The 25846-nt window shown below is 37.6% G+C and carries 20 protein-coding genes and 2 pseudogenes; 10 read left to right on the forward strand and 12 right to left on the reverse strand.

Annotated features, from left to right (window positions below; genetic code table 11):
* Positions 1 to 68: 68 nt before the first annotated feature.
* Positions 69 to 647, reverse strand: coding sequence for a Fe-Mn family superoxide dismutase (locus R3F25_12905; GenBank protein MEZ5497699.1), 579 nt, complete (start codon positions 645 to 647; stop codon positions 69 to 71).
* 216 nt (positions 648 to 863) lie between these two features.
* Between R3F25_12905 and R3F25_12910 the strand changes: the two genes are divergently transcribed.
* The 3 genes from R3F25_12910 to R3F25_12920 are packed head-to-tail and all read left to right on the forward strand — an operon-like array spanning position 864 to position 3799.
* Positions 864 to 1868 (forward strand): tryptophan--tRNA ligase, encoded by a 1005-nt coding sequence (locus R3F25_12910; protein ID MEZ5497700.1) that lies wholly within the window; start codon positions 864 to 866, stop codon positions 1866 to 1868.
* A 48-nt stretch (positions 1869 to 1916) separates the two neighbouring features.
* Entirely contained in the window at positions 1917 to 2921 is a 1005-nt protein-coding gene (locus tag R3F25_12915; protein ID MEZ5497701.1) for a hypothetical protein, read from the forward strand.
* Between the two features lie 41 nt (positions 2922 to 2962).
* A complete protein-coding gene (locus R3F25_12920; protein ID MEZ5497702.1) occupies positions 2963 to 3799 on the forward strand; it encodes an FkbM family methyltransferase in 837 nt (278 codons plus the stop codon).
* A 323-nt stretch (positions 3800 to 4122) separates the two neighbouring features.
* Here the strand turns inward: R3F25_12920 and R3F25_12925 are convergent, their stop codons facing one another.
* The 5 genes and pseudogenes from R3F25_12925 to R3F25_12945 all read right to left on the reverse strand — a co-directional run bounded on the left by R3F25_12925 (position 4123) and on the right by R3F25_12945 (position 8424).
* A complete protein-coding gene (locus R3F25_12925) occupies positions 4123 to 4923 on the reverse strand; it encodes an IS30 family transposase (protein ID MEZ5497703.1) in 801 nt (266 codons plus the stop codon).
* Between the two features lie 210 nt (positions 4924 to 5133).
* Positions 5134 to 5556: a hypothetical protein gene (locus R3F25_12930; protein ID MEZ5497704.1), complete on the reverse strand. Its 423-nt coding sequence runs from the start codon at positions 5554 to 5556 to the stop codon at positions 5134 to 5136.
* A gap of 8 nt (positions 5557 to 5564) precedes the next feature.
* Entirely contained in the window at positions 5565 to 5753 is a 189-nt protein-coding gene (locus R3F25_12935; GenBank protein MEZ5497705.1) for an AraC family transcriptional regulator N-terminal domain-containing protein, read from the reverse strand.
* Positions 5754 to 5997: 244 nt separating this feature from the next.
* Positions 5998 to 7070: pseudogene (locus tag R3F25_12940) on the reverse strand (IS3 family transposase).
* 172 nt (positions 7071 to 7242) lie between these two features.
* Positions 7243 to 8424: pseudogene (locus tag R3F25_12945) on the reverse strand (IS3 family transposase).
* A gap of 261 nt (positions 8425 to 8685) precedes the next feature.
* Here R3F25_12945 and R3F25_12950 point away from each other — a divergent pair.
* Both R3F25_12950 and R3F25_12955 read left to right on the forward strand, forming a co-directional pair.
* Entirely contained in the window at positions 8686 to 9897 is a 1212-nt protein-coding gene (locus R3F25_12950; protein MEZ5497706.1) for a pyridoxal phosphate-dependent aminotransferase, read from the forward strand.
* A 2-nt stretch (positions 9898 to 9899) separates the two neighbouring features.
* Positions 9900 to 10091, forward strand: a complete 192-nt coding sequence (locus tag R3F25_12955; GenBank protein MEZ5497707.1) for a YwbE family protein — start codon at positions 9900 to 9902, stop codon at positions 10089 to 10091.
* Positions 10092 to 10228: 137 nt separating this feature from the next.
* Here R3F25_12955 and R3F25_12960 read toward each other — a convergent pair whose 3' ends face one another.
* From R3F25_12960 to R3F25_12970, 3 genes are read right to left on the reverse strand one after another with little or no spacing between them, the layout of a single operon-like run.
* Entirely contained in the window at positions 10229 to 10813 is a 585-nt protein-coding gene (locus R3F25_12960; protein ID MEZ5497708.1) for an aminodeoxychorismate/anthranilate synthase component II, read from the reverse strand.
* The gene (trpE, locus tag R3F25_12965) at positions 10813 to 12291 is read right to left on the reverse strand and encodes an anthranilate synthase component I (GenBank protein MEZ5497709.1); all 1479 of its coding nucleotides are present in this window, start codon (positions 12289 to 12291) and stop codon (positions 10813 to 10815) included. Before trpE ends, R3F25_12960 begins: the two co-directional genes overlap by 1 nt.
* A gap of 58 nt (positions 12292 to 12349) precedes the next feature.
* Positions 12350 to 14137 (reverse strand): LTA synthase family protein, encoded by a 1788-nt coding sequence (locus R3F25_12970; protein ID MEZ5497710.1) that lies wholly within the window; start codon positions 14135 to 14137, stop codon positions 12350 to 12352.
* Positions 14138 to 14175: 38 nt separating this feature from the next.
* On the opposite strand from R3F25_12970, the gene metG reads away from it, so the two are divergent.
* From metG to R3F25_12990, 4 genes are all read left to right on the forward strand, one after another.
* Positions 14176 to 16236: a methionine--tRNA ligase gene (gene metG, locus R3F25_12975; protein MEZ5497711.1), complete on the forward strand. Its 2061-nt coding sequence runs from the start codon at positions 14176 to 14178 to the stop codon at positions 16234 to 16236.
* 55 nt (positions 16237 to 16291) lie between these two features.
* A complete protein-coding gene (locus R3F25_12980; protein MEZ5497712.1) occupies positions 16292 to 19096 on the forward strand; it encodes a DUF748 domain-containing protein in 2805 nt (934 codons plus the stop codon).
* 160 nt (positions 19097 to 19256) lie between these two features.
* Positions 19257 to 21395 (forward strand): DNA helicase RecQ, encoded by a 2139-nt coding sequence (recQ, locus tag R3F25_12985; protein MEZ5497713.1) that lies wholly within the window; start codon positions 19257 to 19259, stop codon positions 21393 to 21395.
* Entirely contained in the window at positions 21388 to 22254 is an 867-nt protein-coding gene (locus tag R3F25_12990; GenBank protein MEZ5497714.1) for a DUF368 domain-containing protein, read from the forward strand. Before recQ ends, R3F25_12990 begins: the two co-directional genes overlap by 8 nt.
* A gap of 475 nt (positions 22255 to 22729) precedes the next feature.
* On the opposite strand, the gene R3F25_12995 is transcribed toward R3F25_12990, so the two are convergent.
* Positions 22730 to 23686 carry a hypothetical protein gene (locus tag R3F25_12995; protein ID MEZ5497715.1) on the reverse strand — a complete coding sequence of 319 codons (957 nt, stop codon included), beginning with the start codon at positions 23684 to 23686 and terminating at the stop codon, positions 22730 to 22732.
* A 496-nt stretch (positions 23687 to 24182) separates the two neighbouring features.
* Between R3F25_12995 and R3F25_13000 the strand changes: the two genes are divergently transcribed.
* Positions 24183 to 24413 carry a hypothetical protein gene (locus R3F25_13000; protein ID MEZ5497716.1) on the forward strand — a complete coding sequence of 77 codons (231 nt, stop codon included), beginning with the start codon at positions 24183 to 24185 and terminating at the stop codon, positions 24411 to 24413.
* Positions 24414 to 24870: 457 nt separating this feature from the next.
* Here R3F25_13000 and R3F25_13005 read toward each other — a convergent pair whose 3' ends face one another.
* Both R3F25_13005 and R3F25_13010 read right to left on the reverse strand, forming a co-directional pair.
* Entirely contained in the window at positions 24871 to 25383 is a 513-nt protein-coding gene (locus tag R3F25_13005; protein ID MEZ5497717.1) for an excalibur calcium-binding domain-containing protein, read from the reverse strand.
* Positions 25384 to 25468: 85 nt separating this feature from the next.
* The coding region (locus tag R3F25_13010) for a hypothetical protein (protein ID MEZ5497718.1) at positions 25469 to 25846 on the reverse strand (378 nt) is incomplete at its 5' end.

Consider the following 25846-nt stretch of genomic DNA (forward strand, 5'->3'; position numbering starts at 1 on the left):
TTGTGCTTTTCAAAAAAAAGGGCAGAAACAAAGTTACCACCCTTAAAAATCTCACTCTGAAGTCTTAATCACTTCATTCTGGAAGCAACTTTATCCCAATCAACAATATTCCAGAAGTTTTTGATGTAACCTCCTCTGTCATTGCGAGTGTCAACATAATAGGCATGTTCCCAAACATCACAAGTTAAAAGTGCGTGTTTACCATCGGTCATTGGAGTTCCGGCATTGAACGTGTTCACCAGTTCCAGTTCACCATTTTCATCTTGAACCAACCAAACCCAGCCCGAACCAAAAGTTGCCAAACCTAAAGCATTGAATTTTGCAACAAACTCTGCAAATGAACCAAATTTCGCGTTGATTTTATCAGCGAGCTCACCTGTAGGTTCGCCGCCACCGTTTGCTGAGAACCCTTCAAAATAAAAAGTGTGATTCCAAACCTGAGCTGCATTGTTGAAAACACCACCATCAGAGTTCATGATGATTTCTTCTAAAGATTTTCCTTCAAAATCAGTACCTTTGATTAAGTTATTGAGATTCACAACGTAAGCATTATGATGCTTTCCATGGTGATAACTCAAAGTTTCTGCGGAAATATGGGGTTCAAGGGCGTCTTGTGCATAAGGCAAAGCCGGTAATTCAAAACTCATTCTTTTTCTCCTGAATTTAAGATGTAAATAAAAACGATTCTCATTATATCAAGCATTTATGTTCATTTGTGATAATTTCAAGAGATTGTCACCGTTTGTTTGAATTTAACGTATTAGTTGGGAGGAAATAGTTTTTCTTCATTTTGCTGAAAAATTGATTATTTGAAGAACAATGCTTATGATTTACGTTTTTTAAAATTACGGAAAAGTTCATTAATGAAGACTGTACTGACAGGAATAACAACGACAGGAACACCGCATTTAGGCAACTATGTTGGTGCGATTAAACCTGCAATTGAAAAAAGCAAAACTGGAGATTATCGTAGTTTTTTCTTTTTGGCTGATTTGCATGCATTAATTAAATGCTGGGACCCTAAACAAATTGCTCAATCAACCAAAGAAATCGCCGCAACCTGGTTGGCATTAGGACTGGATACTGATAAAGCGGTATTTTATCGTCAGTCTGATATTCCTGAAATTCCTGAACTCACATGGTTACTGACCTGTATGTGTGCGAAAGGTCTGATGAATCGCTCTCATGCGTATAAAGCATTAGTTCAAGAAAACACGGAAAATGGTGAAAATGACCCGGATAAAGGAATCACAATGGGATTGTTTTCCTATCCGATATTAATGACTGCTGATATTTTGATGTTTAATGCCGATGAAGTCCCTGTTGGCAAAGACCAGATTCAGCATCTTGAAATGGCAAGAGACATTGCAGGACGATTCAATCATCATTTTGGTAACAAATTTAAAATGCCACAAACGGTTGTTTCTGAAGATCAGGCGATTCTTCCCGGTCTTGATGGTCGTAAGATGAGTAAAAGTTATGATAACACCATACCGTTGTGGTTACCTGAGAAGCAATTCCGCAAACATATTATGAAAATCATTACTAACTCTTTGGAGCCGGGTGAACCCAAAGATCCGAATGATTCGCATGTGTTTGATATTTACAAAGCATTTGCAACAAAAGAACAAACCGAACAATTCAGACAAGCCTATTTAGACGGAATTTCCTGGGGAGCTGCCAAACAGGAGCTCTTTGAATTGATTAACAAAGAATTATCAGAACCGAGAGAACGATACAATGAATTAATTCAACAACCGGAACTGATAGAAAAAGAACTGCTAAAAGGAGCTGAAAGAGCCAGACAGTTTTCTGCCCCGTTTTTGCAAAAATTAAAGAAAGCAGTCGGAATTCGTAAAATCACATAACAGTATTTTACAGTTCCGGCGATTAAATTTGATATGAGGTAACAACAAATGATGGACTTTAAACTTGGAACAGTGATTTCCACTCTTTGGAAAACCAAAGAGTTTATGATTTTTCGATTTTTAATTTATTTTGCAATCACATTGGCTTATGTGATTGGCACAGGAACCGGAGCCGGCATTGGCTGGACGATTGGCAGTGCCGGTGACGAGCAAAGTCAGGCAACAGGCTTAATGTATGGCATGTTTGGTGGCTTTGCAGTCGTGTCCGGTGTGCTTTATTACGTCCGTGAATACTTGCTTTATATGGTCAAAGCCGGACACATCGCCGTGATCATGAAACACATGGATGGTGAAAAAATTCCATCCGGTAAAAGCCAGATTACTTATGCACAAGGTATAGTCAAAGAGCGTTTCAAAGAAGCCTCTGTATTATTTCTGGTCGATCAGGCGATTAAGAAAGTGGTTAAATTTATCACCGGATTATTCTCAGGAATAATGAGCTTTTTGCCGATTATCCCCAAACCAATTGTCAATTTTATCAATACCGTTGTTAAGAATTCAGTCACTTATGTGGATGAAATTATTTTAGCTTACAACATTCGTAACGAAGTTGATAATCCTTGGGAAGGCTCGAAAAAAGCAGTCGTTTTATATGCCCAAAATTATAAAACATTTCTGAAAAATGCTGTATTTGTAACCATCTTTAGCTGGATTTTGACATTATTGATGGTAATTATTTTGTGGGCGCCGGTCACAGCAATGTTTGCTATCGGTAATTTTGATCCCGGATATTTGCCATTAATTATCATCATTGTTGCCTCCATAAGTATTAAAGCAGCAATCATTGATCCATTTGCTATGACTGCGTTGATGCAGGTGTTTTTTAAAGTCACAGAAGGACAAGAACCCAACCCTGAATGGGAAGCCAAACTGGAAAAAGGCTCGAAGAAATTCCGTGAAATGAAAGACAAAGCAGCAGCGTGGGTTTCTTCTAAATTCGGTGGTAAAGATAAACCACAAAATCCGGATGCCGACTTGCCTCCACAAGCATAATTTAAAAAATTTACTGCGGGGATTTATTCCCCGCAACTTTTATGAACGATATCAAAAAGCCATTTGGAACATACACTCCGACTATAAAAGCTCAAAAGCAAATCAATTTTTGCCAAAAGCTTTCAAATAATTGGTTAGGCAAACAATTAGCTCAATACATACGCAAGAAAGTCATTAAAAACAACAAGATGCCATTAGATTTAACTTTAGAAAAAGTTAAAATGCGTTGCTATTTGACTGACAATATATCTGAAAGAGGTTTCGTATTTATGCCATGGCGATATGATTTCGAAGAAAGGAAGCTTCTACTAGAAAACCTTCCAAAAGATGGAGTGTTTATTGATATCGGCGCTAATGTCGGCATATATTCATGCATTGCCGCAACGCATCTCAGTGACAAGGGAAGAGTCATCGCAATTGAGCCTAATCCAATAGTTGCTGAAAGGTTGAGATTCAACCTCAATGCAACTACTGAAAACAAAGGCAAGTTTCCTCAATTTGTGGTTTTACCTTATGGTGTCAGTGATAAACCCGGCGAGTTCGATCTCTATTTAGATTCAAAAAACCTTGGTGCAAGTTCTCTTGTCGAAAAAAACTCCGGAAACATTATCAAAATCAAATGCAAAACTCTGATGCAAATTGTTGAAGAAGCAAAACTCAAGCAAATTAACGCCATAAAGTGTGATATTGAAGGAGCAGAAGATCAAGCTCTTGTCCCCTTTTTACAAAACTCACCCAAAGAATTATTGCCTGAAATTATTATTTTCGAAAATAACCTCCAACAATGGAAATACGATTTATTAAACACACTTTCGGATTCAGGTTATCAATTATTGAAACAAACTCGCTTGAATTTAGTTTATAAGCGTCTCTACTAAAGCTGAGATATTCATCAATAGTGAGGTTAGAATCAGGAATTGTTGGAAGAGTGAAGGAGGTTCACAATTGAACAATTTAATAAAAACAACAGCATCAGAAAACTGTTCCAAGTCAATAAAACTGCTAATTTAGATTAGTTTAATAAAAATCAAAGCTGGATTCAACAACGAAGTGCAACACTCCAGTTTCTAGATTTTACTTCAAGGGGAGTTAAAAAGCCTAATTTTTTTTCTGGGTCTGTTGTTCAAAGTGTCTTCAACAGCCTGAACTTCGTTTTCTGATAACTGATCAAGAGTCTTGTTTTTAGGGAAATACTGTCTGATTAAACCGTTAGTATTTTCATTCGTGCTCTCTCCCAGGAATGATAAGGTTTGGCAAAATAGATGTTTATTCCGATAGTATCACTAATCATTTCGTGTTTTGCGAATTCCAAACCGTTATCCAAAGTCAGGGTATGTGTGATTTCATCCTTTAGCTTTTCAATACAGGCTTGACTGACATCGGTTGCCAGTTTTCGGTTCAATGGTTTGATTTTGACTTCGAGTGATTTTCTGTCAACAAGAGTCAGTAGTGCTCCTCTGTGCTTGCTGCCAATAATTGTATCACCTTCATAGTCTCCAAGGCGTGAACGATTATTTGCAACCATAGGACGTTTATCAATATCTACGCGGTTGCTTATCTTTCCACGTCTGGTTTGACCGGAGTTGTATCGTTTTCTTCTTTGTTTTTGGCATCTCAGGTGTTTAAGCAATGAGGCTTTGTTCTCTTTGTTAGCATAAATGAATTGATAGATTCTTTCGATGCTGGGTACACCATCCCAACCATCGAGTTTTAAACGACCATTGATTTGTTCGGGGGAGAATTTCTTCTTTAGCAAGTGAGTCACATAAGCCCAACAGAAGTCGGTTATTTTATTGGCATTATCAGATTTCCGTTTAACCGCAAATTCATTGGCTTGTTTGGGTCTGTATCCTCGAAGTCCGGTATTGCGTTTAATTTCACGAATTACAGTGCTTTTATGACGATTTAGGATGTTTGCTATTTCAGTTTTGCTACAATTAGTTTTCAGCAGAGCTGATATCTGATATCTTTCTGCTTCAGTAAGATGTGAATAGTGTGACATTTGCAATCTCTTTTTGGGAAGTTCAACTGCAAGTGCAACACATCACATCTTACTTTTCAACTTCGATAAAAATTTTGTTGCACTTCGTTGTTGAATCCAGCAAATTAATTAAAGTTATATTCAGCTAATTAGATCTCTTTCATTTTTAATGTCTTTTAAGGAGGTATTCCAAACAGGCGACTGTATTCCCGACTAAATTGAGACGCACTTTCATATCCATGCTTCAGAGGCCGTCAAGCCTTTTGCTAGCATTAGCTGCCTAGCCTCATTGAGTCTTATTTTTTTTTGATATTGAATAGGACTCATTGCCGTTATGGCATTAAAGTGCTTGTAGAAAGCTGAAACACTAAGCCCTACTCGATTCGCCAGTTCATTTACACGAAGAGTTTTATTAAAGTTGTTTCTAAGCCAGTCCAAAGCTTGAACAATTCTATAGCTTTTACTTTCAGTAGAAACAATTTGTCTAAGCAGTGACCCTTGGTTACTAATTAACAATCTGTAAAAAATTTCTTTGCTGATAAGTGGTGATGAAACCTCACTTACCGCCATTCCTGTGAAATTTTGAGAATTATTCCGATGAATTCTCTTAAAACTCAACATTAACTTTGCAATTAACTTTAAATCAAGTTCCATAGTTAGCCCTAGATATGGTTTATCTGCGTGGCTGAAATTATTTGGGAAATAATTGGGAGATTCAAAGAAGTAATTAAAAAACTATTTGCATCATAAATAAATGAGCTCTCACCTAGTAATACTTTCTTTTGACCTTGACCAATTAAACAGACACTTGGTGGCAATGTATATATAACTTGTGGGATTTGTAGGCTCATCCCAACGATACAGAGTCAGCCCCGGTATAGCGGTATCCAGCTTATTATTACATCCAATCAACTGAGCAATTCTTTGACTTAAGCCCTCTGCTTTCATAAAAGAAACATTATCCGGAAAATCTTTTTTCATAATTATAAATTTTTATAGCTGTATAAAGTTGACAATATCAATAAACAACTAAAATAATAACAGTCATTGACCTTCTCCCCAAATTAATACCAGATTTTGGATGAGAATTTCATCTTATGCTGCCTGTTTTGCAAAGTCCACCGGTGATAAATAATTTAGTGAACTATGTGGTCTTTTTGTATTGTAATGATTCCTCCATTGCATGATTAATTCTTTGGCTTCTTCTATATTTTTGAACCAATATTGGTTCAGGCATTCACTTCTGAATTTACCGTTCAGACTTTCAACAAATGCATTCTGAATTGGTTTTCCAGGCTGAATAAAGCCCAACTTTACTCCTGTTTGTTGTTGCCAGTAATACATGGTCTTGCATGTAAATTCTGTGCCGTTATCACATGTTATCTGATTCGGTTTCTTTCTCTGATCAATCAGTCTGTCTAAAAAATCCGCTACTTGACGGCCATTTATTGAGAATGAAACCAGCTGACCGATAACCTGACGAGAATAATCATCTATGACATTAAGTACCCTGAACCGTCTTCCATTTGCCAGTTGATCACTGACAAAATCCATAGACCATCTCATATCCACTGATGAAGGCATCACCATTGGCAACCTTGGCCGAACCAGTTTTTCGTTTTCGTGTCCGTACTTGCAAAGCCAAGCTCTTTGTATATACGATAAGTCCGCTTGCGATTGCAAACCAAACCCTCTGTTTTTATAATACTGTGTAAAAACAAATAGCCATAACTGGGATGCCTTTTAGCTAATTCCAGCAAACGTAATCTGATACTTTTATCCTTGTCAGATTTATGATGATATCTGAAACCGCTCCGACTGATGCCTGCCAATTTACATGATGACCTTTCACTAAGATGAAAGGTTTTCTTCATGTGTTTGGCTATCTGCCTTTACCAACAGGCTTTACCACTTTTTGAGAGAACATCCCTCATTGCTTCATTCTCAAAGCTTTTCAGCCAGTAGCTTTTTCAATTTAGCATTTTCATGTTCCAATTCTTTGAGCCTTTTGGCTTCTGAAACTTCAATCCCGCATACTTGCTTCGCCAGTTGTAGAAAGTGCCGTTGGAAATTCCAAGCTGGCGACAGATGTCATCAACCTTTACTCCGGATTCATGCTGTTTAATAGCTCTGATTATTTGTTCTTCTGTAAATCGTTTTTTCTTCATTTTGAGATCTCCTGCGTTGTAGTTTAATTGGAAATCTCATCCTTGTCATGGTTCTTTTTTTGGGGGGAAGGTCATCATCAGCTATTTTATGGACTAATTTATTCTGCATTGAGAGAAATAGGCAAAAATCATATTGGATTATTCTACAGCTAATTATATTAAAGTGTAATGGTCAAGTTTTTCCGGACACATTTTTAGGCTGCTTTTTTAATTCGTTATATTTTTTGTTTGGTGTTGTGTATCCAATTGCTGAGTTCAGCCTTTTGTAGTTGTAAAAGTAGATATAACTCTCAACTTCAGCAATCACTGCTTCATGATTAATAAAGCTTAATGTGTTCAACCTTTCTGTTTTCAGATTTCTAAAAAAACGTTCCATAACTGCATTGTCCCAACAATTACCTCTGCGGCTCATACTTCTGATTATTTTGAGTTGGTCGCAATACACATCAAACATGTTTGATGTGTATTGCGTGCCTTGATCTGAATGAACCAGCAAGTTGCTGGTCATTGGTCGCTTACGATTGATGGCATTTTTCAATGCCAAGGTGGCAAGCTGTGCATCTGGTGTCTTTGACAGTGCCCAGCCTACAATTTCTTTGGCACCCAAATCAAGTACGGCAGCCAGGTAACTCCAGCATTGGTGGTTTCGTATATAAGTGATGTCTGTGACCCAATGAGTGTTGGCCTGTGGCTGATTAAACTGTCGATTTAAGACGTTTCCAACTTTTGTATTACTGATGCCACCATCAGGGTATTGGTGCTTTTTCTTAGGCCTGATTGCTACAATGTTTGCCTCTTTCATGAGACTGGCTGCTTTGTATTTGCCAATATTGAATCCTTCATTGTTTAGTTGCTTTTTCATTCTGCGTTTGCCGTAACTGTGATTGGTTTCAATAGCGTTTGTTTGATGATACGAAGCATTTGTTGCTTTTTCGCAGATATGGGCTTTTCTTTGACTTGGTCGTAATACGTACTGGTTGGAACGCTAAACACTTCGCAAAGTTCTTTGGTCTGATATTTTGGGTGCGCCATCTTTATTTTTTAATCATTTGACTTAATCCTTTCGAACAAAGATGGCTGCGGCCTTTTTTAGTATTTCATTGTCTCTTTTGGCACGCCATAATTCTTTTTTCAGCCTTTGGATTTCTTGTTGCTCAGCTGTCATTGCTTGAGTTCCTTGGGGTGTTTTTCCGTGAATTTCATCAATATATTGCTTTTTCCAGCGACTGACCGCTGTTTGACCTGCACCTGATATATCCATGACTTGCTTGTAGGTATAACCTTCTTCAACCATCAATTTGGCATAATCACGACGCTGCTCAACCGTAAATGATAATCTTTGTTTCTTTGACATTATCTAACCTCTGTTTTCAGTATTATATAGGCTAAAAATGTGTCCGAGTTTATTAGACCACTACAAATTGAGTTAACCAGTTTTTTTCAATAAAAATAGAGTTGTTTTTGTGCAAAACGCGGGGGGGTTGTGTGTATGATCTGTAAAAGATGTAATAATTTGTTTTTTTAACACATAAGCATGATTAAAAATTACAAATAGTCAGACAAATAATTTTTGTGATAATATTATAAAAAGCTCGATACAAAACTTACTCAACTCATGATAAAAAAATCCGATAAACTCAAGGGCGTTTGCTACGATATACGCGGTCCTGTTCTGGATGCGGCGAATGCCATGGAAAAGAATGGCCAGAAGATATTAAAACTAAACATTGGTAATCCGGGAGCTTTTGGTTTTGAAACGCCTGAGGATATTGTCAAGGATGTAATTCACAATTTGCCAAATGCCGAGGGGTATTGCGACTCCAAGGGTCTGTATTCAGCAAGAGTTGCCATTTATCAGCATTATCAGGAAAAAATTTCAAAGTTTAAATTTGAGCACATTTTTATCGGTAATGGTGTCAGTGAATTAATCCTGATGGCGATGCAGGCGTTATTGAATAACGGGGATGAAATATTGATTCCTGCTCCCGATTATCCGCTGTGGACAGCCGCTGTCAATCTTTCTGGAGGTCGAGCCGTTCATTATCTTTGTGATGAAGAAAAAGACTGGGAGCCCGATTTAGATGACATTGAGTCAAAAATCACTAAAAAAACCAGAGGAATTGTGGTCATTAATCCAAACAATCCGGCCGGTGCTGTTTACTCTGAAAAAACTCTGCTCAAGATCATTGAAATTGCCAGAAAACACAATCTGATAATCTTTAGCGATGAAATTTATGACAAAGTCCTGTATGACGATACGAAGTTTACCTCAACAGCCTCTCTCGCTGATGATTTGATGTTTGTGACTTTCAACGGTTTGTCAAAAAACTATCGTGCCGCCGGCTACCGAACCGGATGGATGGTCATCAGTGGCAAAACAGAGGATGCCACAGATTATATTCAGGGATTAGAAATGGTCTCTTCAATGCGCTTGTGTGCGAATGTTCCCACCCAATTTGCGATTCAAACAGCACTTGGAGGCTTTCAAAGCATTAATCAATTAGTTGCCGGAGAAGGTCGTCTCAATCAGCAAAGGCTCACTGCATACGATATGTTAAACAATATTCCCGGTGTTTCTACAACTAAACCAAAGGGAGCCATGTATTGCTTTGTGAAGGTGGATAAAGAAAGATTTAATATAAAAAATGATGAGCAAATGATTCTGGATTTATTAAAAAGCAAGCAAATTCTGTTGGTTCACGGAACAGGATTCAACTGGCCCAAACCCGACCATTTTCGCCTTGTCTTTTTGCCACACAAAGAAGTCCTCGAAGAAGCTATCAACCGCATGGCGGATTTTTTCAGCGATTATCAACAGAGGAATTAGCTATGGATGGAAAATCAAGAAAAAATATCCAAATAGGCTCTTCCGTTTCAGTGGTGCAAAAACACCACCAAAGAACTGGCGAACTCACCCAAGGAATTGTGAAAAACATCCTTACAAATTCTCCCAATCACCCTCATGGGATTAAAGTGAGACTGGAATCGGGAGTTGTTGGGAGAGTGAAAGAGGTTTATTGATTGATACTCAATTGTTGAGTTAAATTATTACTAGTACAATTGTTTCAGTTTTACCATGAAGAACATGGAGTTCATGAAGATAATTTCACTTTTTAACCTTCATGTCCTTCAAGACCTTCATGGTTATTAGCCCTTTTTTAATACTTCCCGTCCAGAAAGTTCTGCAACATCTGATGTCCCTGCTCTGTCAGGATGCTTTCGGGATGAAATTGAACACCTGAAATTGCATATTCTTTATGACGAAAACCCATGATTTCGTCAAAGTTGCCGTTTTCATCTTCAGTCCATGCGGTGATTTCCAGACAATCCGGTAAGGATTCTTTTTCTACTACCAGCGAGTGATAACGCGTGACTTTAACCGGATTTTCAATTCCGGTGAAAACCGAGCTATTGTTGTGATAAACCGGAGATGTTTTGCCATGCATTATTTGTTTGGCTCGAATCACTTTACCACCAAAAACCTGTCCTATCGATTGATGACCAAGACAAACACCCAGAAGTGGAATTTTACCGGCGCAGGCTTTGATCATTTGCATGGAAATTCCTGCTAAATCCGGATCACAGGGACCCGGTGAAATTACAACTTGTTCAGGATTTAAGGCTAATGCATCTTCTACGGAGATTTCATCATTTCTGAAAACCTTGACTTTACAACCGAGTTCGCCAAAATATTGCACCAGGTTGTAAGTAAATGAATCATAATTATCAATCATCAATAGCATCAAATTTCTCCTTTTGCAGCCACTTCAACGGCTTTAAACACGGCTTTGCCTTTATTTATGGTTTCTTCCCACTCTTTTGTCGGATTGCTGTCTGCAACGATACCTGCGCCTGCTTGAACATGTAGTTTTTCATCTTTAATTACTGCGGTACGAATCGCAATCGCCCAATCCATATCATCATGCCAGCCCCAATATCCAACCGCTCCGGCATAGACATTACGTTTCACCGGCTCCATTTCAGCAATCACCTCCATTGCCCTGACTTTGGCAGCACCTGAAAGTGTCCCCGCAGGAAAAACGGCCTTAATCACATCAATATTGTCTTTGTCTTTTTGCAACTTGCCCTGAACTTCGGAAACAATATGCATTACATGTGAATAGTGTTCGATTATCATTTTATCGACCAACTCTACCGAACCAATTTTTGCCACTCTGCCAACATCATTTCGACCTAAATCAATCAACATCAGGTGTTCCGCAAGCTCTTTGGGATCATTAAGTAATTCTTGTTCAAACTTTTCATCTTCTTCAACGGTTGCACCTCTTGGACGTGTTCCCGCAATGGGTCTGAGGGTAACTTTATCAACGTGCTTACGCACCAATACTTCAGGAGAAGAACCCACAACCTGATAATCCTGAAAATCCATAAAATACATGTAAGGGCTGGGATTAGATGCTCGCAATGCCCGATAAACATCCATCGGACGCGCTGTGAATGGCATACTCATACGTTGTGAGAGAACAACCTGCATAATATCACCTGCGGCAATCAGTTCTTTACAATCAGTGACTGCTTTTTCAAATTCAGCTTGCGAAAAGCTCATCTCAATATCGGAATCTCCCGGCAAACCATGATTAATCATTTCCGCATAACCTGTGGAACCACTGCGAAGACGATGAGTGAGTTCTTCCAGTCTTTTCTGCCCTTTTGCATAAGCCATATTATCTTCGGGATTGACATGAATAATTATCCAGACTTTACCTGACAGATTATCAAAAACAGCAATTTCTTCTGCTACCATCAGATTGACATCAGGAATTTTTAATTTGTCTATTGGTGCTTTGTTTTTGAGCTTATCTTCAATGTGTTCGATGATTTCATAACCCAGATAACCAACCAATCCACCATTAAATGCAGGAAGCTCATCAATCTTTGGGACTTTATACTCCTGTTTAATTGCTCTAAGTTCGTCAAGTACATTTTCACAAGTATAAGATTCTTCAATTTCACCCAGAACATATTTGGTAATTTCATCTCCTCTGGCAATATAGTTAGTATCAGCTGATAATCCGATGATAGAATATCGCCCCCAGCGAGATCCACCCACCACAGATTCCAATAAAAATGTATTGCGTCCGTTTGCAAGCTTAAGCCATGCGCTTAATGGTGTGTCCAAATCAGCTGAAACACATTTATAAACAGGAACCCTGTTGTAACCTTGCTGTCTGAAATTTTCGAATTGTTGCTGAGTTAACATATTTCTTAAGTTGATTTGCTATTGACTGTATTTGAATTGATAGAGAAAAAGAATTCAATTATTTTGACAGCATTCTGAGATATTCTTCATGTCTTTTTTTAGCAGAAATTCTCGAAGCATTAATGTAATCAATAATTTCGCTTTCATTTTTTAATTTTCCTGAAATTTTTTTTGTATTATCACCATCTAATTTAATGACTGCTGACTCTTTTCCATCATCACAGTAAACATCAATTTCATCTCTAAAATCCCCCCTGCTATGGTAAATACATTCAGAAGACTTTGCCGGAGTTGAAAATATATTTCCTTCACCGTTTCTCATACAATGTTGCTCTGAAATTAAATATTCAAAAGAGTTTAAAAAATCAGACTGTTGCAGGTATTGCTCACTTATCTGATTCGAAATTGCTTTTCTGTCAACTACAACTAAAGGAATTCTTGATACAGCTTCTCTGCCAAATTTCTCCAATTCTTGTTTTGAAACTGGTGTCATACTTCTATGATCGCTTGTAATGACTAAAATACCATCTTCAAAAAAATTTTCTTGTTCTAGTTTTAAATAAAATTCGTATAAACTTTTATCTGCAAATCTTGTTGTTTTTTCAATTGATTTCTCTCGTGTTACTGGGTCAATATATGGAGCATGAGTTGAAACAGTAATTACTGTAATAAAGTAATTTTTATCTAGTGTTTTTATATAATCAATGACCCGATTAAACAAAACATTGTCAGCAACAGACCTGAATCCAAATCTGGGGAAACCTTTATAGCCTTTGTATGATTGACCTTCCACATAATCAAACCCTAAATTTCTCATAAACTCACCGGTATTAGTAAATTTCAAACTGGCTCCATCAAGAAATGCGGTATGATATTCATTATCGTTAAATATTATTGGAACGTTTCTTTCCAGATTCAAATAACCCACTCGCCCCCTGTCAACTGTCATTGCTGCAATATCTCTGAATGTTTTCTCACCAGTCAACAACGCCAAGCGCCCTTCCAGACTGGTAAAATTGTTGGCAAAGAAATTGGTATAATATCTGTTTTCTTGCGCTAAGTGATCTAAATTTGGCGTCCAATCATTCAATCCTGAAAATAATTTACTTTGATACATTGATAGAGATTCCCAAACAACCAAAATAATATTTGGTCGAGAAACATTGTTGTTTTGGGAACATGTGAGCGCATTGAATTTGTTATTTTTCTTTAGCGACTCATTCTCAATTTTTAAACTGTAATTAACAGCTGAAGATGTCTTCAGATTTATATCAACAATATTTCTTATTGTCACATCATTTATATAGTCTATTCTTTTTACAAAAAAAATCATCCCCAAAAGAGTGAGAAAGATCATTCCAGAAAAAACTTTATCTTTATTTTTAAAAGTGAGTGGTTGATGTTTAAACACGAAAAGGAAAATGCTGAGGGAACTGATTAACAGAATTAAGACCGATGCTAACTTATTGTTTTTATTCAATATTTCAACAATTAAATCAAAATTGAAGTAAATCCAAATATCTGAAAACATTAATCTTTGATTCAAAAATTTATAAAGATAAATATCAATCAAGCTATAAATAAGATAAATAACAAAAACTAATCTTGAACTAAATCTAATCAAATAAGTTTTAGAAAAAAAGCCAAAAAACAATATTATAAATGCAAATATTGCCACTCTGGAATCAACACTGATAATCCAGTATTTATAACAACCCAAACAATCTGTTAACTTCCCTAGTGACTTATCAACCACTACTCCACGATAATTAATCATCATAAATATAAAGATTGAAAAGGTATAGAAAAGGATATTATTGATTGGCTTTATTGTTTTATAAGTCATTAAATATACAAAATAATCAATAAATGAGATAATACCAAATTCGGTATTTTAAATCACAGATATTAATGCAAAAAGAAAAGAAACTTTTTATTACATCAGCTTTGCCTTATGCAAATGGAGCTTTGCACTTAGGACATATTCTGGAGCACACTCAGTCGGATATTTGGGCGAGAATTCATCGTTCTATCGGTCGTAAAGTGCGTTATTTGTGTGCGGAAGATGCTCATGGTGCACCGATTATGCTGCGAGCGGAGAAAGAAGGAGTCACGCCTGAGGAGTTTGTTGCAGGAACTCGCGAAGAGCATTGGCAAATTTTGCAAGGTTTCAATATTTCTTATGATCATTACCATACCACTCACTCTCCTGAAAATCAGGAAATGGTCAATCGTATTTATAATGGACTGAAAGCCAATGGACACATTGAAACTGAAGTTGTTGAACAACTTTTTGATACCGAAAAAAATATGTTTCTCGCAGATCGTTTTGTTAAAGGTGAATGCCCAAAATGCGGAACAGCAGACCAGTACGGTGATAATTGCGAAAACTGTGCGGCAACATACAATGCTATAGAGCTAAAAAATCCACGTTCAGTAATTTCTGGTGGAACACCAATCATTAAAGAATCGCTTCATTATTTCGTCAATTTACAAAATTTTGAGGATATGCTCAAAGATTGGATGAATCAAGGAGCTTTACAAGAGCAAGTCATCAACAAACTACAGGAATGGTTTGAAATGGGCTTACAATCCTGGGACATTTCTCGTGATGCTCCCTATTTTGGTTTTAAAATCCCAGAAACAGAGGATAAATATTTCTATGTCTGGTTGGATGCGCCGGTAGGTTATTTAGGCAGCTTGAAATATTACTGCGAACAACACAATGAAGATTTTGAGGACTGGATTGCTCCGGACGCAAATACGGAAATGGTACATTTTATCGGCAAAGATATTCTTTATTTTCACAGTTTATTCTGGCCGGCGATGTTATACGGCTCAGGAATCAAAGTTCCGGATTCAGTTTATGTGCATGGTTTTATCACGGTAAATGGCAAAAAAATGTCTAAATCTCGCGGAACTTTCATCAACGCATCAACCTATTTGAAACACTTGCAACCGGATTATTTGAGATATTATTACGCTTCAAAATTATCGGAAAATATCGTAGATATTGACCTTAATCTAGAAGATTTTGTAGCAAAAGTTAATTCTGATTTGGTTGGTAAAATTGTTAATATCGCCAGTCGTTGTGCGGGTTTTGTCACCAAGAAGTTTAATTCAACTCTTTCTTCTGAGATGAATAATTCTGAACTTTATCAACAGTTTATCGAAAGTTCTGAAGAAATATTACAATTATTCAAAGACAGAAAGTATTCCAAGGCTATCAAGATAATCATGTCGTTAGCGGATTCTGCCAATCAATACATTTCAGATATGGCTCCGTGGCAAGCAATTAAGGATGAAAACAACTTGGAACTGGTTCATAAAGTTTGCTCTGATGGTATCAATCTGTTCCGTGTCCTCATGTCGTGGCTTTCTGCGGTGGTTCCGGATACTGCCGAAAAAGCTGAGGAATTTTTAAATATCCGTTTTGCCAACTGGCATGATATTGAACAACCTCTTTTTAATCACCAAATTAACAAATTCAAACCTTTAATTACTCGAATTGAAATGTCATCCGTTGAAAGTATTATCGAAGATTCCAAGCAAGATTTGGAGTCACTGGAGCAAGAAACCGGCAATTTATCCAAACATTTAACAAACGACCCGATAAATGAAACCATAAATTTTGATGATTTTGCCAAAGTCGATTTAAGAGTCGTTAAAATCATTAATGCTGAGCATGTTGAAGGAGCTGATAAGTTATTGCAATTAACGTTGGATTTGGGTGGTGAGAAAAGAAATGTCTTTGCCGGAATCAAATCAGCCTACAAACCGGAAGATTTAATCGGCAAAAATACGGTTATGGTGGCAAATCTGGCACCACGAAAAATGCGCTTTGGAGTTTCTGAAGGCATGGTATTGGCAGCAGGACCGGGTGGTGAAGATATTTTTATTCTGAATCCGGATAATGGCGCAGAACCCGGAATGAGAGTTAAATAAAACTTTAACTTCAAATTAACATATTATTAACTCACGATTAGGTAGAATACAAAATATGGACAGTAAAAAGCCAATCTACAAATCCATCCCTTTTTGGATTGTGGTTTTAATACTCCTCTACTCTTCTCTCGGGTTTTTTACTGTTCCATATTTTGCAAAAGACCCGCTTCAGGATTTTGTTTCAAAAAATCTAAATTCATCAATTACTTACAAGGATTTTAAATTTAATCCATTTAGCTTTTCTACGACCATTGAAGACATTGAATTAAAATCAAATGACGGAACACCTTGGTTTCATTCCGATAAAATTTATGCCAATCTCAATTTCTGGCAAACACTTTTTTCAGATTTTAGCTTTTCATCGATTCAGTTTGAGAAACCACATTACCGGCTTCAAACTGAAAATAACTCAGCAAAATATCCGCAATTATCAACTCAAAAGTCTAGTGACGGCTTCGATGAATTTGCTTTATACATCGGTGAAATTGGTATTGACAAAGGTTCTGTTGATTATATCGACTCCAGTCAAAATAAAACCATCAATCTTGAATTAAAACAAATTCTCTTTAACCATCAAAAGTTTACAACCGCTGATGTCAATACGAATTTCAATTTATCTTTCATAACCAATCATGATGAAAAAGCAAATATACACGGAACATTGAATTTTGCTAAACTCAATGTGATTGCGGAGTGGCAGCTCGAAAACTGGAAAGTGAAGACGGTGGGTGAGTTTATCAGTGATGAAGAAAACGAATTGTTTGGATTTAATGAATTTTCAGGTCAGATTGACTCAAATGGTACTGTTTCTACAACTAATCTTGTGAATAATCCTCCATTGATAAGTATTCAAAATTTAGTTGTTTCAAATTTTAAGGCAAATCCAAATGATGAACAACACCCTAAAGTCGAGATTCCTCGAATCCAAATCAACAATGCAACTTTAGAATCAGAAAAAAATAATCTGACAATTGAATCTATCTCAAGTACAGATGCCAAGTTTTCTGTCACCATAGACGAAAGTTATCAGCTTTTAATGAAAGGTTTTGGTGCACAGTCTCCACTAGTTGAAAATGAATCGAGTCAAACCAAAGATTTTTCTTTTAAAATCAATAATATCAAAGCCGTTAACACTTTATTGAAGACCAATAAAATTAAGCAGAGTGCAACATTTCAACAAGATTTTACGCTTCAATCCCTGGAAATTAACAACCTGACAAATCTGGATTCACAAAAAACAACTCTAACCACAATTATCAATACCGGGTCAAATCAAAATATTGACGTTTCAAGCGAGTTGACACTGGTTCCTTTTACTTTAGATTCTAATCTCAATGCACAAAATGTTTCCATCGAAGAATACAACTCGTGGATTCCTGAGGCTGTTAAATTATCTGTTGAGAAAGGTTCGTTATCCGCTCAACAAAAAATCAGCTTCGATGATAAACAATTCACTTCAACAGGGACATTTGCAGTTGATGAACTCAGACTTTTGGATAGCAATGATGAATTATTTCTTGGTGTTAACAACTTAAATATCAATGAATCATCGATTGACTTTATGCAAAAATCAATCTTGCTGAATCAAATTCAGATCAATCAAGCCAGCGGAACTTTAACAGTTTCAGAAGAGAAACAACTCAATCTCTCTAACATTACTAACAATGAAGAGAATGAAAGTAGCCCTACAGATAAAGACTGGTTAATTGAAATCAAGCAAATTGAGTTTATCGATGGACAAACCCGATTACTAGACAAAAGCATTACACCAAACTATTCAGCGCAACTGAGCAAGTTGAATGGCACAGTTAAAGGGTTATCCAGTGAAAATCTCAGCAAAGCAGATGTTGATTTAACCGGATTACTTGATGATTATGCCGATTTAAAAATTAATGGACAAATCAATCCTCTTTCAGACGAAGCATACACAGATATCAAAATTCAGGTTCAGGATTTAGGTCTGCAAAATTTTAGTGCTTATAGCGGAAAATATCTGGGGTTTCCGGTCAATCGTGGCAAAGTGGATTTGGACTTATCTTATAAATTGAACAAAAATATTCTCAAAGGCGAAAACAATCTGCAATTCAAACAGTTGGAATTAGGTGATAAAACAAATAGCAAAGAGGCTGTTAATATTCCCTTAAAACTAGCTGTCAGTCTTCTCACTGACGGTAAAGGTATTATGAAAATAAATTTACCGGTAAGCGGTAATATTGATGATCCTGATTTTAGTTATGGCGGACTTGTCATCAAAGCTTTCTTTAAACTGATCACCGGAATTGTAGCCTCACCATTTAAAATTTTGGGCAAATTGGTTCCCAATGGTGACAATATCGACCTTTCAGGAATTAGCTTCATCCCAGGTTCAGATCAGTTAAGCGAAGCAGAAAGCAATAAACTCAATGCAATTGATGAAATCCTCAAAAAAAGACCTGCATTAATTCTGGAAATGTCATCAAACCCGAATTCAATTGAAGACATTCAAGCCATAAAACAAAAATTATTATTACAAAAACTGGGAATCTCCGAAAAACCTGAGTTTTCACAGGAAATTGAATTGAAGCCTTTGAAGCAACAATTTATCACCATTTTTGGTAAAGATAAATTCGAAGAAGCCGAAGTCCAATTCACCAATGAAAATCAACTCGATAAAGCTAAACTCTCGCAATATTTGTGGGAACAACTGATCAATGAAGAACATCCTGTTGAGCAACTACAAGCTCTTGCCAAAAGTCGTATGCAAATCGTTCAAAGTAAACTCATTGAAGAATTCAACATATCTGAGAACAGAATTTTCCTAAAAGCAAATGCAGAAATTCCAGCCGATTCTCAACATATACAATTTAGCATTGCTCACTAAATCATTTATCACCGTAAAAAGCATTAATTTCAGGTATGGTAAAAAAGTTCTCGGTATTGTATACTAATTAAAATTGTAAACCCGAACCCAATTGATTTATATGATTATCTGTCTGGTTCACCTTCAAAAAACCGCCAGATAACAGTATTGAGAATATCGCATGCAACGAGCAAGAAAAGTCTTAAAAGATGTGTTTGGCTACAGTGAATTCAGACATCATCAGGAAAATATTATCGACACTGTTCTGAATTCAGATTCAGACGTCTTGGTATTAATGCCAACCGGTGGCGGGAAATCAATCTGCTATCAAATTCCATCCCTTATTTTAAAAGGTACTGGAATTGTTATATCGCCGCTGATAGCGCTCATGCAAGATCAGGTTGAAGCACTCCAACAATTGGGAATTCGAGCCGCATTCATCAATTCCAGCCAAACCGTTAAACAAAATGACGAAGTCAAACAAATGCTTCTGGATGATAAACTGGATTTGCTCTATCTATCGCCGGAAAGACTTCTCAAAGATGAAACGATGGAGTTACTTAAAAATTCTAAAATCTCCTTATTTGCTATTGATGAAGCTCACTGTGTCTCGGAGTGGGGACATGATTTCAGACAAGTTTATCAGGAACTCAAAGTCCTGACCGATGAGTTTCCCGAGACTCCGAAAATTGCTTTAACAGCAACTGCCGATGAAAAAATCAAAAATGAAATCGTTAAGCAATTAAAATTACAAAACACCAAAATTTTTGTTAATAGTTTTGATCGTCCAAATGTTAAATATGAAATCGTAGAACGAGAAAGTGGTTTTCAGCAACTGAATAAATTTCTTAAAAACAACCATCCCAATGATTCAGGGATTGTTTATTGTCTTTCCCGTAAAAAAGTCGAAGAAACTGCCGACTTCCTCAACAAAAAAGGTCGAAATGCTCTGCCCTATCATGCCGGAATGAGTTCAGCCAAAAGGGCGGAGTATCAAAAGAGATTTCTTGCAGAGGATAATATAATTATTGTTGCGACAATCGCTTTTGGTATGGGAATCGACAAACCGGACGTGCGATTTGTGGCTCATTACAGCTTACCTAAAAATATTGAATCGTACTATCAGGAAACCGGGCGTGCCGGTCGTGACGGAATGCCCTCGAATGCCTGGATGGCATATAGTTACAAAGATGTGGTATTGCTACGTCAGTTTATCACCGGTTCCAATGCTGAGGACGCACATAAACGAGTTCTCAACAATAAACTCGATTCATTGATAGACTTATGCGAACAAAGCTCCTGTCGAAGACAAACTCTTCTCGCTTACTTTGGTGAGGAAATGGAAAAACCTTGCGGCAATTGTGATAATTGCCTCAATCCACCGGAAAAAATCAACGTCACCGAATCTGCCAAAACTGCTTTATCTGTTGTAAAAGCCACTGGAGAAAGATTCGGAATTATGTACCTGATTGATGTTCTGACAGGTAAAAAAGATGAGCGAATTCTTGAAAACAGACATGATAAGCTCAGTGTTTTCGGTGTCGGTGGGAATGAAACCAAAGGTTGCTGGAGAACGATTTTCAGGCAACTCATTACTCATCAATACTTGCTTATCAACGAAGAACAGCACAATGCGCTCAATCTCACCGATAAGTGCGAACAACTGCTTAATGGTGATGACGAATTCTTCATAAAGAAAGTCACTAAGAAAACCAAGAAAACAGTTAGCAAGGAAGAACATGCCAGCGATTATGAGTTGAAAAACTATGACCAACCGTTATGGAAAGCATTGAAAGAACTTCGCACCGAATTAGCCACCGAGCAAGGTGTGCCTCCATACATTATTTTTACCGATGCATCCATGCTGCAAATGGTCAAATCCAGACCCACCGACAAAGATCAGTTCAAGTACATTACAGGCGTCGGTGAATTCAAATCTGAGAAGTATGGTGACCGTTTTTGTGCTTTAATCAATAAATTCGACAACCAGCAAGATGTTAACGCCAGACTCAGTGATAACAGTAAAGAAACCATTTATCTTTTCAATCAGGGACACACTCCGGAAGATATTGCCGAAGAACGTGATATCAACCTCAACATGGTTTATTCACATCTTGCCGAAGCTGTCAAATATGGTTCTCTGGAACTGACTAAAGTCGTAGGACTGCCGCAAGATGAAATTGATGAAATCATATCAGTTGCCGAAATTACCGGCTACCTCGAAGATAATAAACTAAAACCGGTATTCGATATGCTAGATGGTGAATATAGTTACGGCGTTTTAAGATGTGTATTGGCAGGCTTATCCTCTGATGTTTGATAAATTACTGATCGCGGCAAAAGGTGTCGCAATGGGAGCTGCTGATGTTGTTCCCGGAGTTTCAGGTGGGACTATCGCATTAATGACCGGAATTTATCCGCGTTTAATCAATGCTATTGCCAGTTTCGATATTGAATGTATAAAACTGTTTTTCAGCGGTCGATTTAAAGAATTTTGGAAGCACATAGACAGCAGTTTCCTGCTCCCTTTGCTTCTTGGCATTCTAACGGCTTTTGTGCTGCTTGCGCACTCCATCAAATATGCCATAGCTAATCATCCTGTGCCAACTTGGTCGTTTTTCTTCGGACTCATTATAGCTTCTGCAATTTTAATCATTCAGCATATCAAACATAAAAAAGCAGTTCATTTTTTATGGCTCATTCCGGGAATTGCTTTCGGATATTGGATTGGTTCAATGACATCAATTCCATTCCCGGATAACAACACCGCCGTTTTTATTGCCGGAGGTATCGCTATTTGCGCAATGATACTTCCCGGAATTTCAGGTAGTTTTATATTATTACTCATAGGTATGTATGAAACCCTAATCAATGCAGTTGCTGACAGAGATTTTGCGGTACTGTCCATATTTGCAATTGGTGCGGTAATAGGCTTATTAATCTTTACCCGAGTGATTAAATTGGTCCTCGCCAGATTTTACGAAGCCTCTGTTTTTTTTCTCAGCGGACTCATGCTCGGTTCACTGGTCAAAGTCTGGCCCTGGAAAACAGAAACCACCAACATCCTCCCGAATCTTCATCCACAACCACAAACCACACTGGCAATTTCCATGATGATTTTAGCTTTTGTGATTGTGTTTGGAGTTGATTATTTGGGGAGAAAGTTAAGTACAAAATAGTTAGGTATTTGAGCTTATATTCAGTGTATTTTCTGACTGGCTCTTGATAGGAGTTTAATACTTTATGATACTTTTGCCTGTGCGAAAAGTAACACAAAACACACCCCAAACTCTCAGCCGTTGGCTTCCCTTAATATTTTTTCAAATTTGGCGTTTGCAAAAAACTCACATTGCAAGCAATGCTCAGACACTTGCAAACGTAATTCCAAATTCTTCAGAAATATTTCGGTGAGAGTAAAGGGGTTTATATGAACCACAGTCATACTGAGCGAAGTGGACGAAGTCCACGAAGTCGTAAGACCAAACGGCAGGATAGCCGTTTTGCCACGCGAAGCGACCCGAAGGGCTCGTAGCAGGAGCGAAGAGACAATCTCATCAAATTACTCGTCATGCCGTTATTTCAGCATCTCCTAACGATTCCCTGATTTATAACATGACTTTTGGGTTGTTGGCCTTAGCCAACCTTCCAATGAAACTAACCATCTCCAGCTTCAATCGTACCGTCATCCACCATCATTTGTTTGATTCTTGCCATCGCTTGCGAATCACTTTCACCGTTATTGGCATGATACTTGTAGCGTTTACCGCCGACTCCAAGTTTCATCATCTTCATGGTTGATGAATGAACATTTTGTGGTGACCATGTTGCCATACTATCATTACGATTAACAGCTACAGTTCTTGAACAATTGGTGTCATTCAACCCGTTCACACCCTCACACTTGGCTGGGTAAAAATTAATCACATCATCATCCGGATTAGCCATTGCTTTAAACTTCAAGGGGATACCGGCATCGGCACTCAAGCCGTTTTGTGTGTGTTTATCTCCGCTGACGGTATACATCATCACCGTTCTTTTGATCGGATCATGAACCAGTAAGATCCAAAATCTGTTAGAATTATTCCCATACATATAAGGCTCATAAGCATCGACTGCGGCCGTATCATAGTTAAAAAACGAAACCACTCTATAAGAATGCTTAATATCACTGATATAGTAAACATACTCAGGCTTATCTCCCACATAAGCCATCACCTGTGGATGCAATGAAATATCATCAAACACTTCAAAACCGGTATTTATGTTATCATTAAAAATAAACTTTGATGAAGTTGTATCGGTATTTCCACTGTTATCATAACCACTCGCACTACCGGTAATATGCCATGTGTAATCAGTCACCCAATCCATAGACGGAGTGTGTAAATTGTCTCTCCAGCCGAATTTTACATATTCATAGGTACGACCGGCAATGGTAAACTCCAAATGCCCGGGGTCTCTGAATAATAAATGCACCGGATAGGAATCCACAATCACAGCCGGATGAATAGTTGCAGAACCAACAGGAACCCCGTCATCCATTACATTACAATCAGCATCAAATTCAGCCATCACCGGGGATTCATTATGGTTCTGTTCTTTAATGCCCATTCATAGCCCGTGATTTTAGCGTTATTGGTGTGGAATCAATAATCGAAATAAAGTCTTTACATTTCTTTTTATGTTTGGATGAGAACTGACCCATCTAGAACTTCAAATTCATTTAAAGGCTCGATACTTCTTTTGCTTAATGCTTCTGAAAATGTAGAGCGTTTCACTTTTAGTGCATATGATAGTGGCTATTTGTGTGAGTATTAAAACCACTGATCACTCTTCTACCCAGTGATTTGGTTTGAGTAATCTGTCCGTAAACAACCCGTATTAATAAATCCCAGGTTTTGAATGATTTTAGGTATCTGTCTGCTTTTTTCGTTGGCAATTATTTTTTAAATGCATTTTTGAAATGGTTCAATAACTGAGAAAATCGTGTCATACTCTTCATAGTTGCAATGTTTGTGTTTTTTAAGTCTGAAAACTTGGTTATATACCGCAAAACCAAACATTGCAATGCTTTCAGAACATACTCTAAAAATTTAACCGGACACTAGTGGAATTTATTTCAGCATCTCCTAACGATTCCGTGATTTATTACATGACTTTTGGGTCGTTGGCATTAGCCAAAGTTGTCTTAGGAACACAGAGATCACACAGAAGACACGGAGTTGCACAGAGCTTTTTTATTTATAAACCGACATACGTTCCAAACCGTCATACCTGCGTAGGCAGGTATCTCAATAATTTTATATCTCGCTCCAATGCTCAGCGTTGGAGTATTTAGCATACGTTCCCACGCGGAACGTGGGAACGAGATTAAAAAGTCCGGCGCGTTTCTTTCTTTTGAAGAATCCAATCTTGATTCATTAATAGTCATTTCCCTTGCACATAATGTGGAGCTAACCTGCTAGTCTTTTCATGGTCAGGATGGCCATGGAAGGCTCTTTGTTGATAGGTGGCGCAGCCATTTGAGCACTCGGTCATATATTTTGCTCCGTTTCTGTTTTATCTTTTTAGTTTAAGATAACTCAAGCCACCGGTCAAATAAACTTTGTTTTAAAATCCAACTCCGAATATCATCGAAGGAAACAGGTTAGCTCCACAATAGATTGGCGCAGGGATGCGCCAATCTATCGCATTGCTCAGCGGCATGGTACAGTTGGCGACTTTTTGGCCAGCGAAGCGATGCCGAAAAGGTGCCAACTGAACCATGTCCGTTGCAGCAACTTGTTAGGCATTTTTTAGTCGCACCACTGCATTTCACATGGTATTCCATCATTGTCACCGTCAATATTTACATTTGGACAATTGTTTAAATAAAATATTGCTTCTGCGCATGAATTCATTTGATTACAATGTTGTTTTCCTTGGCAACTAAAATTACTTACATTGCCTACTCTATCAATTTTGCTGTCCAATATTTGCGTAGAACCTGAACCCGCCATAAAAAACTTAAAGAAATAGCTACAAACAATAGCCATAATAAGGAAAGCAAATATATAAATTTTGTTACTTCTTTTTCTCCTACCACGGTTTACTTGAGTTACCCCTTCAATACGTGCATTTTCCGCACGTGTTTTACCATCTTTACCCTCAACCAAATCAAAATATATAAAATCACCAACCAAGGGTTTTCTACTTATCTGCTTTAACGCGGAAATATGAATAAATACTTCTTTATTTAAAGTATCTGACTTAATAAAACCAAAACCACGGTCTTCATTCCACCGGATTAGTTTACCTTTATAGTTCATTATTTCTCCGATGCCCTAAGCCTAACGACCAAGCTCACCGGCGGCAATGGAGCGTAGCGGAATTGCCGTCCGGTGCAGCGCCTTGTTAGCTGCTTTTCCTTTTTGCTGCATCACGGATTGCTTTTTCAATGTTGTCATCCTTCAATTCAAACCTGTTTAACTGGCTCACATTATCATCCTTTACATGAAGCTGGCCTTCGTTTCCTTTATTTCCTCGATGTTGTCCCTTTGAGTAAAGAGGGTGATTTAACACTTCATCTGAACTCATAATCCATAGGACGATTTCATCGCGGAAGACCGCAACCCAAATAAAAACATCGCAGCACTGCGGCTTTAGCTGCTGAAAATTCATTAAAAACCGTTTCTTTGTGTGCCTAGAAAGGGCTTTCATATAAAGAGGCTCATCGCTATCACTATCTACGGCGCGAGATGCCTTTACTTCGATAGTTATTCCGTCTAGCCA

This window comes from Gammaproteobacteria bacterium, from assembly GCA_041395445.1.
Lineage (GTDB): Bacteria > Pseudomonadota > Gammaproteobacteria > Xanthomonadales > Marinicellaceae > NORP309.

What these genes read in the sequence shown, in the direction of transcription:
- R3F25_12905 (MEZ5497699.1), bottom strand. Translation starts at nt 647, where the DNA reads ATGAGTTTTGAATTACCGGCTTTGCCTTATGCACAAGACGCCCTTGAA.
- R3F25_12910 (MEZ5497700.1), top strand. Translation starts at nt 864, where the DNA reads ATGAAGACTGTACTGACAGGAATAACAACGACAGGAACACCGCATTTA.
- R3F25_12915 (MEZ5497701.1), top strand. Translation starts at nt 1,917, where the DNA reads ATGATGGACTTTAAACTTGGAACAGTGATTTCCACTCTTTGGAAAACC.
- R3F25_12920 (MEZ5497702.1), top strand. Translation starts at nt 2,963, where the DNA reads ATGAACGATATCAAAAAGCCATTTGGAACATACACTCCGACTATAAAA.
- R3F25_12925 (MEZ5497703.1), bottom strand. Translation starts at nt 4,923, where the DNA reads ATGTCACACTATTCACATCTTACTGAAGCAGAAAGATATCAGATATCA.
- R3F25_12930 (MEZ5497704.1), bottom strand. Translation starts at nt 5,556, where the DNA reads ATGGAACTTGATTTAAAGTTAATTGCAAAGTTAATGTTGAGTTTTAAG.
- R3F25_12935 (MEZ5497705.1), bottom strand. Translation starts at nt 5,753, where the DNA reads ATGAGCCTACAAATCCCACAAGTTATATATACATTGCCACCAAGTGTC.
- R3F25_12950 (MEZ5497706.1), top strand. Translation starts at nt 8,686, where the DNA reads ATGATAAAAAAATCCGATAAACTCAAGGGCGTTTGCTACGATATACGC.
- R3F25_12955 (MEZ5497707.1), top strand. Translation starts at nt 9,900, where the DNA reads ATGGATGGAAAATCAAGAAAAAATATCCAAATAGGCTCTTCCGTTTCA.
- R3F25_12960 (MEZ5497708.1), bottom strand. Translation starts at nt 10,813, where the DNA reads ATGCTATTGATGATTGATAATTATGATTCATTTACTTACAACCTGGTG.
- trpE (MEZ5497709.1), bottom strand. Translation starts at nt 12,291, where the DNA reads ATGTTAACTCAGCAACAATTCGAAAATTTCAGACAGCAAGGTTACAAC.
- R3F25_12970 (MEZ5497710.1), bottom strand. Translation starts at nt 14,137, where the DNA reads ATGACTTATAAAACAATAAAGCCAATCAATAATATCCTTTTCTATACC.
- R3F25_12980 (MEZ5497712.1), top strand. Translation starts at nt 16,292, where the DNA reads ATGGACAGTAAAAAGCCAATCTACAAATCCATCCCTTTTTGGATTGTG.
- recQ (MEZ5497713.1), top strand. Translation starts at nt 19,257, where the DNA reads ATGCAACGAGCAAGAAAAGTCTTAAAAGATGTGTTTGGCTACAGTGAA.
- R3F25_12990 (MEZ5497714.1), top strand. Translation starts at nt 21,388, where the DNA reads ATGTTTGATAAATTACTGATCGCGGCAAAAGGTGTCGCAATGGGAGCT.
- R3F25_12995 (MEZ5497715.1), bottom strand. Translation starts at nt 23,686, where the DNA reads ATGGGCATTAAAGAACAGAACCATAATGAATCCCCGGTGATGGCTGAA.
- R3F25_13005 (MEZ5497717.1), bottom strand. Translation starts at nt 25,383, where the DNA reads ATGAACTATAAAGGTAAACTAATCCGGTGGAATGAAGACCGTGGTTTT.